Here is a 15,282-nt window from a genome sequence, read left to right as displayed (position 1 = left end):
TTAACGTTAATAAAATAAAGAACAAATGAGAAACTACCTTTTACTAATCGCGGCAGCAGGTGTATTAATGCTGTCCAGCTGTACCAGTCCGGTAAAGAAAAATACTGCAGAAACCCAAACTCCTGAATCCTCCACATCTGGAGCACCGTCTGAAAATCTGAAGCTTGAATTTTCAGGAGCAGAAAATTTTACCATTAAAAATGCTAAACTGAAAGTAAGCCTGTACGGAGTAGATGAAAAACTTGCAGATGTTCCTGCATCATTGATCACAGAGCAGGAATATGAAAGAAAATCTATTCCCTTTACTATTGATCTTCCAATACCAAAAGATGCTGAAAGCAAGATTAATCCTAAACCTGCCGGCCCTGCAAAATATTATGTAACCATCAGCTGGGATTCCGATGGAAACGGAAAAGCAGACGAAAAAGGGGATATATTTATTGATTATGACAAACAGTTTCCTAATGTGAAGCTTACAGGAGAACCCCAGAAAATCTATTTAAAAGTATTGAAATAAATAAAAAGGCTATTCAGTGATGAATAGCCTTTTATCTGTTAAAAATCAAAGTGTTCTGTTATATTTTTATCCTCATCAAGTCTTTCAATCAGTTTCTCAAGGCCCTCAAATTTGATTTCATCATGAAGGAAATCTCTGAACCTGACGGTTATTTTTTCATCATATATATCATCATCAAAATCCAGAATATAAACTTCAACAGTTAATTGATCTCCGTTTACGGTAGGGTTGGTTCCTACGCTCAGCATTCCTTTATACAGACTGCCTTTTACGGATACTTCTACAATATAAGCTCCTTTTTTGGGTAAAAGCTTAATAGATTCTGTATCAATATTAGCCGTAGGATAACCAATTGTTCTTCCGATCTTTTTGCCGTGAACCACTGTGCCGGATACTGAGTAGGGATACCCCAGCATCGCATTAGCCTCTTCGATGTTTCCGGTTAAAAGAGCATTACGAACCTTTGTTGAACTGATATTATTTTCGTGGATGTTGATCGCTTCCATTTGTTCTACTTCAAAATCGAGCTCTTTAGATAATTTTTGAAGAAGCTCGAAGTTTCCGCTTTTATTTTTTCCGAAAGAATGGTCATATCCTATAATAAGGTATTTTACATTGAGCTTATCCACTAAAATCTGACGCACAAACTCTTCTCCTGTTAAATTTCTGAATTCTTCGTCAAATTCTTTCAGAAACAGGTTATCTATGCCATATTTTTCAATCAGCTGCTTTTTTTCTTCAAGTGTATTCAGAAGTTTCAAATCTTCATTGGGATTAAAAACAAACCTTGGATGCGGCCAGAACGTAAGGATAGCAGTTTCCAGATTGTTCTCTGTACCTACTTTAGTAAGCTCATCTATGATACTCTTGTGCCCGAGATGTACTCCGTCAAACATGCCTAAAGACAGTGCTAAAGGCTTCTGGGAGGAATAATCTGTAAAATTCTTGAAAACTTTCAAAACGGAAAAATTTGATTGCAAATATAGAAATAATGTACCAATGTATCAATATAACATGGAGTAATACCTGTAACCCTGGCATTGCTATCCGGATACAGGCCTATATCGGGTTCCTGATAAAATAATCCATTCTCAAAAAGCATGATAAAAATCTTTTTTTTACCAATTGCGGGTTTATGAAGAATCACTATATTTGCACCAAGAAAAAATTTAGCAATGGCAAACCAAATTAAAGGTAAAATTTCTCAAATTATTGGTCCGGTAATCGACGTTGTCTTCACAGATGTGGAAGCTGTTCCAGCAATCTATGACGCGTTAGAAATTACAAAAGAAAACGGTGAAAAAGTAATCTTAGAAGTAGAACAACATATTGGCGAAGATACAGTAAGATGTATTGCAATGGACGCTACTGACGGTCTTAAAAGAGGGCAGGAAGTAATTGGATACGGAAATCCTATTATGATGCCAATCGGTGAGGCTGTAAACGGAAGACTATTCAACGTTGTTGGTGATGCTATCGACGGACTTCAAAATATTTCTAATGAAGGTGGTCTTCCAATTCACAGACCAGCTCCAAACTTTGATCAGCTTTCAACTTCGGCAGAAGTTTTATTTACAGGTATTAAAGTAATCGACTTAGTGGAACCTTACGCAAAAGGAGGTAAAATTGGTTTGTTCGGAGGTGCCGGTGTAGGTAAAACAGTATTGATTCAGGAGTTGATTAACAATATTGCAAAAGGGCACGGAGGTCTTTCTGTATTCGCCGGAGTAGGTGAAAGAACGAGAGAAGGAAATGACCTTTTGAGAGAGATGTTGGAATCAGGTATTATCAAGTATGGTGATGATTTCATGCACTCTATGGAAAACGGAGGCTGGGATCTTTCTAAAGTAGACTTAGAGGCTATGAAAGATTCTAAAGCAGCATTCGTTTTCGGACAGATGAACGAGCCGCCAGGTGCAAGAGCAAGAGTAGCACTTTCTGGTCTTACATTGGCTGAGTACTATAGAGATGGTGGTGAAAGCGGACAAGGTAGAGATGTACTTTTCTTCGTAGACAACATCTTCCGTTTTACACAGGCTGGTTCTGAGGTATCTGCACTACTTGGTCGTATGCCATCAGCGGTAGGTTACCAACCAACACTTGCTTCTGAAATGGGTGCGATGCAGGAAAGAATTACTTCCACTAAAAACGGTTCAATTACTTCAGTACAGGCAGTATATGTACCTGCGGATGACTTAACTGACCCGGCTCCTGCAACTACGTTTGCTCACTTGGATGCAACTACTGTACTTGACAGAAAGATTGCTTCATTAGGTATCTATCCGGCGGTAGATCCACTGGCTTCTACTTCAAGAATCCTTGCTCCGGAAGTTATCGGTCACGATCACTACAACTGTGCTCAAAGAGTAAAAGAAATTCTTCAAAGATATAAAGCACTTCAGGATATCATTGCAATCCTTGGTATGGAAGAACTTTCTGAAGAAGATAAATCTGTTGTTTACCGTGCAAGAAAAGTTCAGAGATTCTTATCTCAGCCTTTCCACGTAGCAGAACAGTTTACAGGTATCCCAGGATCATTGGTAGACATCAAAGATACAATCAAAGGGTTCAACATGATTATGGATGGTGAATTAGATCACTTACCGGAAGCTGCTTTCAACTTGAAAGGAACCATTGAAGAAGCTATCGAAGCTGGACAAAAAATGTTAGCTGATAACGCATAAATTATTAACAATTTGAGATTTGAAATTTGAAGTTCTATGAGTAATTTCAAATTTCAAACATCAAATTTCAAATTTGTTTCTATGAATATAAAAATTTTAACACCAGAATACGTAGTTTTTGAAGGAGAAGTAGACTCAGTATTACTGCCTGGAAAAAATGGTGAATTTCACATCATGAAAAACCACGCAGGAATTGTTTCTTCTTTAATCGGAGGTGAGGTAAAACTTTTTGCTAATTCTATTGATGAAGCTTTTGCTAAAAACTTTACCAAAGAATCCGGAAAAGACTCTGTTTTTGCGTATGCTATCAAAAGCGGTATTGTAGAATTTAATCATAATAAAGGAATTATCCTTTGTGAATAATTAAATGAAAAGCTAAATATATTTTCAAGAAAGTGTAACTTTGTGTTACACTTTTTTTATTGATGTAAAAGTCTGATGGTATGAAGAAAGGCATAATCATATTCTTTACAATTTTGGGTGTTTTCCTCCATGCCCAGAATATCAAAACCAAGAGAGGAATTATTAATCTTGACGGCATTCCGGTAGCTAAGCTCTCCAGTAAATCCAGCGAATATACGTTTATGGATCTAAAAGAGACCCCGATTTATACCATAAAATTTATAGATAAAAGTATCGTTGATTCAGTTCGTGACAGCTATATCATTGTGAACAGGGTATACAACAGGGATAAAACCATAGAAATTGATTACTCTTCACCTTCCGCTTTCTCCGGCGAGGAAAAATCTGCAGTCTTTACTTCGGTAAAAGATCTTAAAATTATTGATAATAAAGGGATCAACGTGAAAAATCTTGATGAGCTTTTTTCCAATGTTCCTAAAAGAAAACTTGATACTAAAACCAAAGACGCTTATACGATCAGAAAGAAAATAGATAAGATGAACATCGAGGTTAATAAAGTAGGAGAGATTCTTAGTAATGGTGTTCCGGTGGGATATTTTACCAATTTACCCGTAAGTTTTGGCTCAGATGATACAATAATGGACAAAACACCAATAGATATAGAGATTTATGATGCTAAGAGTAAACTTATCGGACGGTATATTACTACTACAAAACAATTAAAAACCGCAGGCGGAAAGTCCTTTACCATCTACAGGGAAATGTCTGGGAGAGCTTCGATCTTAAAATTTCCAACTTACAAAGCACTTGCAGAACGTATGGCTATTATGGATCCGAATTTTATTAAAGTCCAGGAAAAGGTTTCCGTAGGAACGGTATCAAAGGAAACTCCTAACTGATTTATTGATCAATAGAAATGGTTTATAGTCCTGAGCTTAGACGAAGGAAGCCCGTTTATTAAAATATAAAATTTCGATTGGCTTCAGCCAAACTTATATGTCTTACTTTTTAAACCACCCTATCAAAAATTCTTTGAATTTTCGCCACCCCTCCAAAGGATGGGAATATTTAGCCTTTTCATTATGTAGTAGTCAGAAATTTGAATTTGATCCTTCGATATGAAATAGAGAAAATTTTATTCTCTTAAGTAAAATAAAAATCTGTGTAAATCCGCGTAATATGTGGGAGATTATAATTCTATAGAAACAGATGCTATCCGTTCAGAAAAAGAAAAATTTCACAATCCCAGAAATCCCTGAGAAAAAAACGATAAGTTTTATAAACTTAAAATAACCCCATTTTCCTTCAATTGCTGCATCGGTTTTGAGAACCAGAACAACTCAAAATCTTCAAAATTTTCTTCAAATTGATTCTTAAGTTGTTGAACTGTAGCTTTTTTAGCGTTTTCAATGGTATTTTCTCTTAATACATTCATTAGCCATTCCGCCTTTTCCTGTTCCAGCTCAACTTTCACAATATTGGTTTTTAAATGGAATGTAAGAAGCGTATACGTGCCCGAGTATTTCTTTTTATTTTTTATGCGATTCTCAGCGATTACGTTTTTGGTTAAAAAGACAACTTTTGAATTTCCTTTCAGGCTAAACTGTCCGTCATCCAAAAGACAGTCATGAATGTAATCCGGATGAATTGTTGTTCTTGGAATTTTAAAATCGAACCATTCCTGAAGTGGCATTTCAAAATTCACTCCATGCATATAGTTGAATAACGATTTTTTGAGTCCGAAACTAAATTTGTTATGATCAATTCCGGTTGTATCTTTAAAATCGATGTCGTTATTGGCAAACAGAATTTCCTGCTTTACCGGAATTACTCCGTACTCTTCGGGGCTTATTCCCACGGGCGAATGGGCAGTCATCGCAAACTGATGCCAGAAACCACTTTGAAGAATTCCCATTTCAAACATCTGTCTTACCATTTCCAGAGAATCCACCGTTTCCTGAATGGTTTGGGTAGGATAGCCATACATCAGATAAGCATGAACCATAATTCCGGCTTCTGTAAAATTTCTTGTTACGTTGGCAACCTGTTCTACAGAAACCCCTTTATCAATTAATTTCAACAGCCGGTCACTGGCTACTTCAAGCCCTCCGGAAACCGCAACGCATCCCGACAGCTTCAGAAGGTAGCATAAATCCCGGGTGAAACTTTTTTCAAAACGGATATTGGTCCACCATGTCACTACAAGATTCCTGCGGAGAATTTCGAGAGCTACTTCTCTCATTAAAGCAGGAGGTGCCGCCTCATCTACAAAATGAAATCCGGTTTCGCCTGTTGTACGGATCAGTTCCTCAATGCGGTCTACCAGAATCTTAGCAGAAATAGGCTCGTAGATTTTGATATAATCTAAAGAGATATCGCAGAACGTACATTTTCCCCAGTAGCAGCCGTGGGCCATCGTAAGTTTATTCCATCGTCCGTCGCTCCATAAGCTGTGCATAGGGTTGGCGATTTCGATGACGGAAATATATTGATCCAGTTTTAAATCTGTATAATCAGGAGTTCCGATTTCAGACTGTTTATAATCATGCCTTTTAGAATTATTCCTGTACACAACTTCATTATTTTCGAGCAGGAAAGTTCTTTTAAATTCACCTTGTTCTGTGGAGACTTCTAAATTCTGGTAAAGAAGTTCCAGCGGAAGCTCGCCATCATCAAGGGTAATAAAATCAAAAAATTCAAATACTCTCTGATCTTTTACTTCTCTTAATTCTGTATTGGGAAATCCTCCTCCCATTGCTGTTTTAATGTGCGGAAAATACTTTTTGATCCATTGTGCACATTTGAATCCGGAATAAAGATTACCCGGGAACGGAATTGAAAAGCATACCAGCCTGGGTTGGACAGCTTCTATTTTTTCCTGTAAAATCTGTAAAGTAAAATCATCTATAAATGTCTGTTCACCAGAAAGTTTTGTGTACAATTCATCAAAAGAATTAGCACTTTTTCCAAGCCTTTCTGCATATCTGCTGAAGCCAAAATCAGAATCAATATTTTCTACAATATAATCTGAAATATCTTCCAGGTAAAGTGTTGCCAGATGCTTGGCTTTATCCTGAAGACCCATATTTCCAAAAGCAAATTCCATATCATCCAATTGGTTGAAACGGGAAGCTTCCGGAAGAAAATTCATACTGCAGATCTGTCTCGCCAGGGTAGGTGTTTTACCCTGCAGAAAAGGGATTACCTGATCAATCGTTTTTACATATTCTTCTTTTAGGGCATAAATTCTCTGAGAATTCTCTGAGGCATTTTGCAGATCAATTTCTTTACTGAAAACCTTCTGGATTCCGTTTCTGGAAAATAATTCCAGAATCACATCAATTCCCAGATCTACCTGGTACGCCGAAATATTTTTGGTATTTAGAAATCCTTTAATATAAGCCGTTGCAGGATAAGGAGTATTAAGCTGGGTAAAAGGCGGAGTAATAAGAAGCAGGTCTTTCAACAGAAATTTTTTGCAAAGTTATTCTAAAGTTTTTTCAGAAAAAAATTTTTCCTCCTGATTATAAACAGTGAAGAAACTCTTTACCATTTCTGTTGCTGCAATTTTCGTTAATTTAAAATAAATCAGCCGGTTTATTAAACAGAGCGTCCGGAGAATGGGTTTCAATGAAGGCCAGAAAAGCTTCTTCATTGAAATATCCGTCTTCATCAAGGATTTCAGCTTTCATCAAGCTAATTTCGCCAGGTCTTTCAATGCTGATATTCTCAATAAATTTTCCTGTTTTTCCGATGATTTCGTTATGAAAACTGATGAGATATCTTGAATAGATATTGCCTTCCGCTACGGTATAATGGCCATTTTCTGAAATAAGAGATGTCATAATACTTCCACCGATGTAGGTTTCATTATCATTGCCTGATGCCCCGAATAAAACTTTGGAAGTAATATTTCCTGAACAATACAGTGAACCGTTGATGATGATATTTTCCGCCTGGATGTTTCCGGTAACAATAAGGACAATATAATCTTCCACAAAAAGTTTTTCAGATAAATGAAGGTCACCTTCCAGAAGAACAATCTTATACCCTTCATCTTCCGCAGTAACCAGTTGCAGGGAAGTATTTCTTTCATTTTGTATAAGAACAATTTCCGGGGCATCATCTTCATTATTGATTTGCATTGATGCGTCCCTTATTTTTTCAGCTGTTTCATCGTCCAGCATTTCGAGAAATTCCGTAAGACTTTCTTCGTCTACATAGCTTTCATTGAAGAAATTGTTTTCAAGGGCTTCATGAGCGGTTCTATAGAGATTTTCTGATTTTTCTTTAAGCTTTTTGTATAATTGGTCTTTGGTAAGTTTTTGCAATTCTTTCATCGGCTTTTAAAAGTATATACATTATCCATTCAGTGGGGGAAACACCTATTAATAGACAGATGCAATATAGTCAGATAAATTTTGTTATGCCAGAAAGTAAAGTATTTATTTTTTCAAAAAATTTTCATATAGATCATTTTTTAAGTTTAAATATTACTTTTTTGAAGATTGTCTCCTGTTGAACTTTCATTTTGTGCTCTGATTATTTCAGATATAAAAAAGAACAGCTTTACATGAGCTGCATGATGCTGTTTTATATCGTCTGTTTATCTGATTTAACTGATTTACAGAGAGCCTATTTTCTTCCGATCACCAATTACATTCAAGGTAACCCCAACAAGAATTAAAGTAATCCCGATCAGCAGATTTGGGGTGAATTTTTCATGAAACATCAGAACACTGATCAAAACAGCTACCACAGGTTCCAGAGCTCCTAGAATCGCAACCGGAGTAGAACCGATATATTGGATGGCAAATACCAGGCATAAGCTGGAAATAACAGTGGTAAGAAATGCAAAAATAAGGAAGTTAATAAAAATTGATGCTGAAGGGATAACAAATGATTCATGGCCCGCTACAGCTTTAGTCATGAAGAACATAGATGTGAATAGCATCGAATAAAACGTAAGCTTGAATCCTGAAACTTTGATATTCGATTTATTAACAATGACCATATATAAGGCGTAGAACAGTGAACTGAGCATTACTATTCCCAATCCTGCAAAATTAATTTCGAACCCATTTCCTTTTAAACATAAAACAATTACTCCCGCGAATGCCAGAAGTAAAGAGGCTCCGGATAACCTGGTGAGCTTCTCTTTGTAAAAGAACAGCATAATCAATGCTACAATGATTGGATAAACAAATAAAACGGTAGAGGCAATTCCTGGGGTAAGAAAATCATATCCTAAAAACAGAAACTCTGAAGATAGGGCATAGCAGATTCCTAGAATGGCCAAAATTAAAGCTTCTTTTTTATTGACTTTAAAACTTTCTTTAGAATACAGCAGATATCCTCCCACCATTAAAGCTGAAAAGAAGAATCTGTAAAACAGCGTGATGTCCATTGAAAAATGTGCCTGCTTCACAGGGAGAATAAAAATAGGAATCAGGCCATACGAAACGGCCGACAGAATTCCCAGGGTGTAACCTCTAAGTTTCATTGCTTTATTGATATTACATAAAAAAGCCACTGAATCAGTCATCAGTGGCTTTTCTTTATTTTTTAAGATTAAATTGGTTTAAAACTTAATCCTTGTTCCTGCAGTAATTTTTGTTCCTGCTCTTTGTAGTAGCCACCTACTAATTTATCATGAATTGCTTCAAATGCGGCCAGAGTTTCATTGATCTCTGCGTCTGTATGAGAAGCGGTAGGAATCAGTCTTAAAAGAATCATTCCTTTTGGAATAACCGGATACACCACCACGGAGGTGAATATTCCGTAATTCTCTCTTAAATCTTTCACCAAGAGAGTTGCTTCTACCGGAGTTCCCTGCATCATTACCGGCGTTACACAGGTATTGGTATCTCCAATATTGAATCCTCTTTCTTTAAGTCCGTTCTGTAGTTTGTAAACATTTTCCCAAAGTTTAGCCTTGATCTCAGGTCTTGATCTCAACAGCTCCAGTCTTTTTAATCCTCCGATTACCATTGGCATCGTAAGAGATTTTGCGAAGATCTGTGATCTCAGGTTGAATTTCAGATATCTGATGATTTCTTTGTCACCCGCAAGGAATGCTCCGAAACCTGCCATTGATTTAGCAAAAGTTGAAAAGTAAACATCAATCTGGTCGTTACAATCCTGTTCTTCACCTACACCAGCACCTGTTTTACCAAGCGTTCCGAAACCATGAGCATCATCTACCAGTAGTCTGAACTGGTATTTTGATTTCAGATCACAGATTTCTTTAATTTTTCCCTGCTGGCCTCTCATTCCGAAAACCCCTTCTGTAATGACAAGAATACCTCCTCCTGTTTCTTCAGCTACTTTAGTTGCTCTCTGAAGATTTTTCTCAAGACTTGCCATATCATTGTGCTTATAGGTAAATCTCTTACCGGAATGAAGTCTTACCCCATCTACAATGCAGGCATGAGAATCCATATCATAAACAATCACATCATTTCTGCTTACCAAAGCATCAATAGTAGAAACCATTCCCTGGTAACCGAAATTCAACAGGTATGCTGATTCTTTTTTGACGAAGTCCGCCAGTTCTCTTTCCAGCTGAAGATGCTGATCCGTTTCTCCGGACATTGCTCTTGCTCCCATTGGATAGAACATTCCATATTCTGCAGCCGCTTTTGCATCTGCTTCTATTACTTCAGGATGATTACACAATCCTAAATAATCATTGGCACTCCAGAAAATTACTTCTCTACCCTGAAATTGCATTCTAGGGCCGATAGGTCCCTCTAATCTTGGGAAAATAAAATAGCCTTCACCATAATCTGCAAATTGTCCCAGTGGTCCTGGATTTTCTTTTATTCTTTCAAAAATATCCAACATTGTATCGTAATTTTTAAGTAAAAAAGCCTTTTTTGTCAGAATACGCAAAAGGCTTTATTTGTATCGTGATTTTATTTGTTCTTATTTGATAAACTCCGTTTTGAAAACTTCGTCATAGTTGTGAACGCAATTGTTTACAAATCCCTGCTCAGCCATCCATTTATCACTGTATACTTTAGTGATGTATCTGGAACCGTGGTCAGGATATATCAAAACAATCAGGTCATTTTCTGTAAGCTCATGAGACTGGGCATACTGCATTAATCCCTGCGTTACCGCTCCGGTAGTATAACCTCCCATGATCGCTTCCTTCAAAGCAATTTCGCGGGTTCTGTAGGCAGACATTTCATCATTTACCCTTACAAACTCATCTACCTTGTCGAAAAGCAGGGCAGAAGGGATCAGGTTTTTACCCATTCCTTCAATCTGGTAAGGATGCACATCTTCTTTATGGATTTCTCCTGTCTCGTGATAGCTCTTCAGGATAGAACCGTCTGCATCCACACCAATGATTTTGATATTTGGATTTTTTTCCTTCAGAAACTTGGCAGAACCGGACAGCGTGCCTCCCGTTCCCGTACAGGCAAAAAGATGAGTGATCTTACCTTCCGTCTGTTCCCAGATCTCCGGACCTGTCGTCTGATAGTGCGCATCAATATTAAGCTCGTTGAAATACTGATTGATGTAAATAGAATTTGGGGTTTCCTGAGCGATTCTTTTAGCAACCTCATAGTATGACCGCGGATCATCTGCAGGTACATTCGCCGGGCATATATATACCGTAGCGCCCAATGCTTTCAAATAAGCAATCTTTTCGGGTTTAGTTTTATCACTTACTGCAAGAATACATTTATATCCCTTAATGATACATACCATCGCAATAGAAAACCCGGTATTACCGGAAGTAGTTTCTACAACTACAGAATCTTCTTTTAAAAGGCCTTTTTTCTCTGCGTTCTCTATAATATGAAGTGCGATTCGGTCTTTGGTGGAATGTCCAGGATTATATGATTCTAACTTGGCATAAATGGTTGCTGGAATATCTTTTGTAACAGTATTTAGCTTCACCATTGGAGTGTTTCCTATCAGGCCAAGGATATTATCGTAAACATTACTCATTATTTGTTATTTTCAATAAAAATCTGACTGCAAAAATACAAAAAAATAAATAATTACTAAACTTTTGTTTGATTTCTAGGGCATAGTTTTGTAAAAAGTTATTTTCGTATTTACACTTTTGACACGTCTATAATCGCAAATACTACGCCAAAATTTTTAAATTTTGTTAAAACCCGCATAAAATAAGATAAAAGCCTTATTTTCGCATAATTGATTTAATACTATGAAAAATTGGACTTTTAGGCAATGGAACACCGTTTCAGGATGGGTGATTTTCGTCATTGCTTTTTTCACGTACTTGTCCACCATAGAACCCAATTTCAGTTTCTGGGATTGTGGCGAGTACATTTCTTCTGCAGTAAAACTTGAAGTAACGCACGCTCCCGGAGCTGCTTTATTCCAGATAGTGGGTGCCGTGGCAGCCATTTTTGCATTAGGGAAAGGCGAAAACTATTCTATCGTGATCAACGCGATGTCTGCATTGTTCAGTGCGCTGACTATTTTATTTTTGTTCTGGACGATCACTCATTTTGTGAGACGACTTTTAAACAAAGATTTCGAAGAAATTACAAAACATCAGGAAATCTCAATTTTATTTGCCGGAGCGGTAGGAGCACTTTGCTTTACGTTCTCAGATACATTCTGGTTCTCGGCAGTAGAAGGTGAGGTTTACTCTATGGCTTCTATGTTTATCGCGCTTTTGGTCTGGTTAATCACCAAATGGGAGAATGAGTATAAAGCGGGAGACAGTGAGCGATGGATTATTCTTATTTTCTTTGTTTTAGGGCTTTCTGTGGGAGTGCATATGATGTGTATGCTGGCAATTCCTGCAGTATGTCTGGTATACTATGCAAGAAACTACAAGTTTACCTGGAAAAACTTTATCTGGGCAAACCTTATTACATTGGGGATTTTGATTATTGTTTTCAAAATTATCTTCCCTTTAATTATGACCATGTTCGGAAGACTGGAGATTTTCTTCGTGAATGGTTTGGGACTTCCTTTCCACTCAGGAACGATTGCAGCATTTATTTTAATGGTAGCCATCTGCTATTTCTTAATCAAATATGCAAGAAAAGCAAAAAGAAATATCTATCAGACGGCTGCATTATCTGTAGTTTTCATGATGATCGGGTTTTCATGCTGGATGGTTATTCCTATCAGAGCGAATGCCAATCCGCCGATGAACCTTAATGATCCGGATACGGCAATTGGTATGCTGGATTATTATAACAGAGAGCAGTATGGTGACTGGCCTACAATCTACGGACAAAACTACACGGCTTTCCTTGATGCTAACGGAATTGAGAAAAACGAAGACGGAAGCTTTAAAACACAAAAAACCGGGGAAATCTACGAAAAAGATGAAAAAACCGGTACTTACAGAAAAACGGGAGACCGTTTCAACTATGTATTCAATAAATCTCAGGTAAGCTTAATGCCGAGAATGTTTAATGAGGATAAAGATGTAATGGCCAACTATATTTCTATGTATGGCGCTCCTGATTTTACATTCAACTACAGTAATGAAGATGTGGCAGACAATCCACAGGCCAAGCAGATCTTTGATGAACTGAGAGCGAAATATGAAGACAAATCTATTACCGCTGCAGATTATCTTAAGGTAAAACCTTATAATCTGATCAATGTTCAGAAGCCTTCATTCCTTCAGAATATGGATTATTTTATCTCTTTCCAGAACGGATATTACTTTGTAAGATACCTGATGTGGAACTTTGTAGGAAGACAGAACGACCTTGAAGGAAACATGGAAAGCACAAAAGGAAACTGGATTTCCGGCATTCCTTTCATTGATAATGCTGTTGTTGGGAATCAGGATAAAATGCCTGCTAAATTCAAGAATGAAAGTACGGTGAAATTCTTCTTCCTTCCCTTAATTTTAGGTTTGATCGGATTCTTTTTCCAACTTAACAGAGATTTCGGAAGATTCTATGCATTGTTATCTTTATTCATTTTAACAAGTGTGGGTATTATTTTCTATACGGGGGTAAAACCTTTTGAGCCCAGAGAAAGAGATTATGCGATGGTAGGCTCATTCTATGCCTTTGCCATCTGGATCGGGTTGGGTGCCGGAGCCATCTTATGGTTCCTGCAGTCTAAAGTAAAATCAAACGGAGCCAACATTGGTTTAGGAGTGGTTTTATTAGGAGTACCTTTTATGATGGGCTTCCAGAACTATAATGTTCATGACAGAAGTAACAGATATACAGCTTACGATTATGCGTACTCTGTATTAAAATCTTTACCGAAAAATGATATTCTTTTCGTTTACGGAGATAACGATACGTACCCGGTTTGGGCAATTCAGGAAACAGAGCAATTCAGGGATGATGTGAAGGTGGTAAACTTTACCCTTGCTTCAACTCCATGGAACCTTGACCAGATCAAAAGAAGAACCTATAATGCTATGGGAATTCCTAGCCAGTTGACACACGATGATTACAGGGATGGGGTAAATGACCAGATCTATATGATGAAGAAGGAAGATTGGGAAGGTGTTTTCTCTATGCTGAAAGAGCAGGGAGCCCCGGATACAGAATTCCAGTCTTTCAGAAAATACCTTACACAGGATTCTTTAACCCTGAAACAGGCTATTGAATTCATTAAGTTCAAATCTCCTGAAAAGGATGAATTGCTGAAAATGTATTTCGGAGAAGAGAAATACGAGAAATATAATATTCTTCCTGTAAACAAATTCATCCTTCCTGTCAATAAAGAAAATGCTTTGAAAGCAGGAATTATTAACAAAGAAGATCTTCCGAATGTAGCGAATCAGATTATGATTACCTACAAAGGAAATACATTGTATAAAAACAACCTTATTCTGATGGATCTTTTAGCAAACTTCGACTGGAAGCGCCCTATCAACTTCTCATCAGGAGGTATTTATGACAGTGAGAACATTTTCTATCTGAACGATTATCTTCAGTTTGACGGATTCAGTTACAGATTAATTCCTATTCAAACACCTCCAACGGCCGATGGAGATATGGGAAGAGTAGATGCCAATTCACTTTATAATGTGGTGAAGAACTTCAGATGGGGGAACTTCAAGAACCTGAATGCTCACTTTGACGAAACCGCTACTTCTAATATCATCAGCTATAGAATGTCAGCAAGCAGAGCGGCCGCAGCACTTGCATTAAGCGGACAAAAAGCGAAGGCACTGGAAGTTCTCGATCTTGCAGCCAAAGAAATTCCTGCCGAGAAATATAATGACCCACGTTCATTAAGCTCAATTGTTTCAGGATACATTATTGCAGGACAGGAGCAGAAAGGTCTTCAGATTGCGGAGGTTCTTAAAAAAGGAATTTTTGAAGAGTACGATTATTATTTAAGCCTGTCGAAAGCAGATCAAAGTTATCTGAGAAGGCAGATGAGAACAAAACCTATGGAATATTCTCTTGTAGTTTCTGCTGTAACGGACGCTTATAACAGGATCGGACAGAAAGAAAAAGCATACGCTTATCTGGTTAAATCCATAGAGCCGATCGACAAGAAGTTCAATGTATTCATCAAAGATCTTCAGGAAATGGGCAGAGAAAAGGCAATGAAAGAGTCTGAGAACGTTCAGCAGATCACGCCATTCTACCAATATTTATTTGATGTGATGGAACCTTATGATTCTACTTATTCAAAAGAAAAGGAAAGTCAGATTACCAACGCCATTATCAAAGCAACAAAATAGCATACATAAAACGGAACTTCGGTTCCGTTTTTTTTATTTATTGG

The 15,282-nt window shown here is 37.3% G+C and carries 11 protein-coding genes; 5 read left to right on the top strand and 6 right to left on the bottom strand.

The genetic code is table 11. From position 1 onward, the window contains the following. The first annotated feature begins 25 nt into the window (after window positions 1–25). Entirely contained in the window at window positions 26–517 is a 492-nt protein-coding gene (locus tag BLW74_RS09830) for a hypothetical protein (protein ID WP_167358407.1), read from the top strand. A 38-nt stretch (window positions 518–555) separates the two neighbouring features. Here BLW74_RS09830 and BLW74_RS09825 read toward each other — a convergent pair whose 3' ends face one another. Next, entirely contained in the window at window positions 556–1,476 is a 921-nt protein-coding gene (locus BLW74_RS09825) for a bifunctional riboflavin kinase/FAD synthetase (RefSeq protein ID WP_089692238.1), read from the bottom strand. A gap of 216 nt (window positions 1,477–1,692) precedes the next feature. Between BLW74_RS09825 and atpD the strand changes: the two genes are divergently transcribed. The 3 genes from atpD (at window position 1,693) to BLW74_RS09805 (ending at window position 4,463) form a co-directional block, all read left to right on the top strand. Then, window positions 1,693–3,201 carry a F0F1 ATP synthase subunit beta gene (atpD, locus tag BLW74_RS09815; RefSeq protein WP_089692236.1) on the top strand — a complete coding sequence of 503 codons (1,509 nt, stop codon included), beginning with the start codon at window positions 1,693–1,695 and terminating at the stop codon, window positions 3,199–3,201. A gap of 81 nt (window positions 3,202–3,282) precedes the next feature. Beyond that, window positions 3,283–3,564 carry a FoF1 ATP synthase subunit delta/epsilon gene (locus BLW74_RS09810; RefSeq protein ID WP_089692607.1) on the top strand — a complete coding sequence of 94 codons (282 nt, stop codon included), beginning with the start codon at window positions 3,283–3,285 and terminating at the stop codon, window positions 3,562–3,564. Window positions 3,565–3,644: 80 nt separating this feature from the next. Beyond that, window positions 3,645–4,463, top strand: a complete 819-nt coding sequence (locus BLW74_RS09805; protein ID WP_089692235.1) for a hypothetical protein — start codon at window positions 3,645–3,647, stop codon at window positions 4,461–4,463. Between the two features lie 377 nt (window positions 4,464–4,840). Here the strand turns inward: BLW74_RS09805 and BLW74_RS09800 are convergent, their stop codons facing one another. From BLW74_RS09800 to BLW74_RS09780, 5 genes are all read right to left on the bottom strand, one after another. Beyond that, complete coding sequence (locus tag BLW74_RS09800) at window positions 4,841–7,030, bottom strand: B12-binding domain-containing radical SAM protein (protein ID WP_089692234.1); 2,190 nt, start codon at window positions 7,028–7,030, stop codon at window positions 4,841–4,843. Between the two features lie 112 nt (window positions 7,031–7,142). Further along, window positions 7,143–7,904 carry a hypothetical protein gene (locus BLW74_RS09795; RefSeq protein WP_089692233.1) on the bottom strand — a complete coding sequence of 254 codons (762 nt, stop codon included), beginning with the start codon at window positions 7,902–7,904 and terminating at the stop codon, window positions 7,143–7,145. 284 nt (window positions 7,905–8,188) lie between these two features. Next, a complete protein-coding gene (locus tag BLW74_RS09790; RefSeq protein ID WP_089692606.1) occupies window positions 8,189–9,067 on the bottom strand; it encodes a DMT family transporter in 879 nt (292 codons plus the stop codon). A gap of 68 nt (window positions 9,068–9,135) precedes the next feature. Further along, on the bottom strand, window positions 9,136–10,407 hold the full coding sequence (locus BLW74_RS09785) for an aminotransferase class I/II-fold pyridoxal phosphate-dependent enzyme (RefSeq protein WP_172617008.1): 1,272 nt from the start codon (window positions 10,405–10,407) through the stop codon (window positions 9,136–9,138). Window positions 10,408–10,491: 84 nt separating this feature from the next. Beyond that, window positions 10,492–11,529: a PLP-dependent cysteine synthase family protein gene (locus BLW74_RS09780; RefSeq protein ID WP_089692232.1), complete on the bottom strand. Its 1,038-nt coding sequence runs from the start codon at window positions 11,527–11,529 to the stop codon at window positions 10,492–10,494. A 223-nt stretch (window positions 11,530–11,752) separates the two neighbouring features. Here BLW74_RS09780 and BLW74_RS09775 point away from each other — a divergent pair, with 223 nt between their 5' ends. After that, window positions 11,753–15,238, top strand: coding sequence for a glycosyltransferase family 117 protein (locus tag BLW74_RS09775; RefSeq protein ID WP_089692231.1), 3,486 nt, complete (start codon window positions 11,753–11,755; stop codon window positions 15,236–15,238). Window positions 15,239–15,282: the final 44 nt, after the last annotated feature.

The sequence above is a fragment of the Chryseobacterium culicis genome (assembly GCF_900108365.1).
Classification (GTDB): domain Bacteria; phylum Bacteroidota; class Bacteroidia; order Flavobacteriales; family Weeksellaceae; genus Chryseobacterium; species Chryseobacterium culicis.
This window is presented reverse-complemented; position numbering and strand designations above follow the sequence as displayed.

What these genes read in the sequence shown, in the direction of transcription:
- BLW74_RS09830 (WP_167358407.1), top strand. Translation starts at nt 26, where the DNA reads ATGAGAAACTACCTTTTACTAATCGCGGCAGCAGGTGTATTAATGCTG.
- atpD (WP_089692236.1), top strand. Translation starts at nt 1,693, where the DNA reads ATGGCAAACCAAATTAAAGGTAAAATTTCTCAAATTATTGGTCCGGTA.
- BLW74_RS09810 (WP_089692607.1), top strand. Translation starts at nt 3,283, where the DNA reads ATGAATATAAAAATTTTAACACCAGAATACGTAGTTTTTGAAGGAGAA.
- BLW74_RS09805 (WP_089692235.1), top strand. Translation starts at nt 3,645, where the DNA reads ATGAAGAAAGGCATAATCATATTCTTTACAATTTTGGGTGTTTTCCTC.
- BLW74_RS09795 (WP_089692233.1), bottom strand. Translation starts at nt 7,904, where the DNA reads ATGAAAGAATTGCAAAAACTTACCAAAGACCAATTATACAAAAAGCTT.
- BLW74_RS09790 (WP_089692606.1), bottom strand. Translation starts at nt 9,067, where the DNA reads ATGAAACTTAGAGGTTACACCCTGGGAATTCTGTCGGCCGTTTCGTAT.
- BLW74_RS09780 (WP_089692232.1), bottom strand. Translation starts at nt 11,529, where the DNA reads ATGAGTAATGTTTACGATAATATCCTTGGCCTGATAGGAAACACTCCA.
- BLW74_RS09775 (WP_089692231.1), top strand. Translation starts at nt 11,753, where the DNA reads ATGAAAAATTGGACTTTTAGGCAATGGAACACCGTTTCAGGATGGGTG.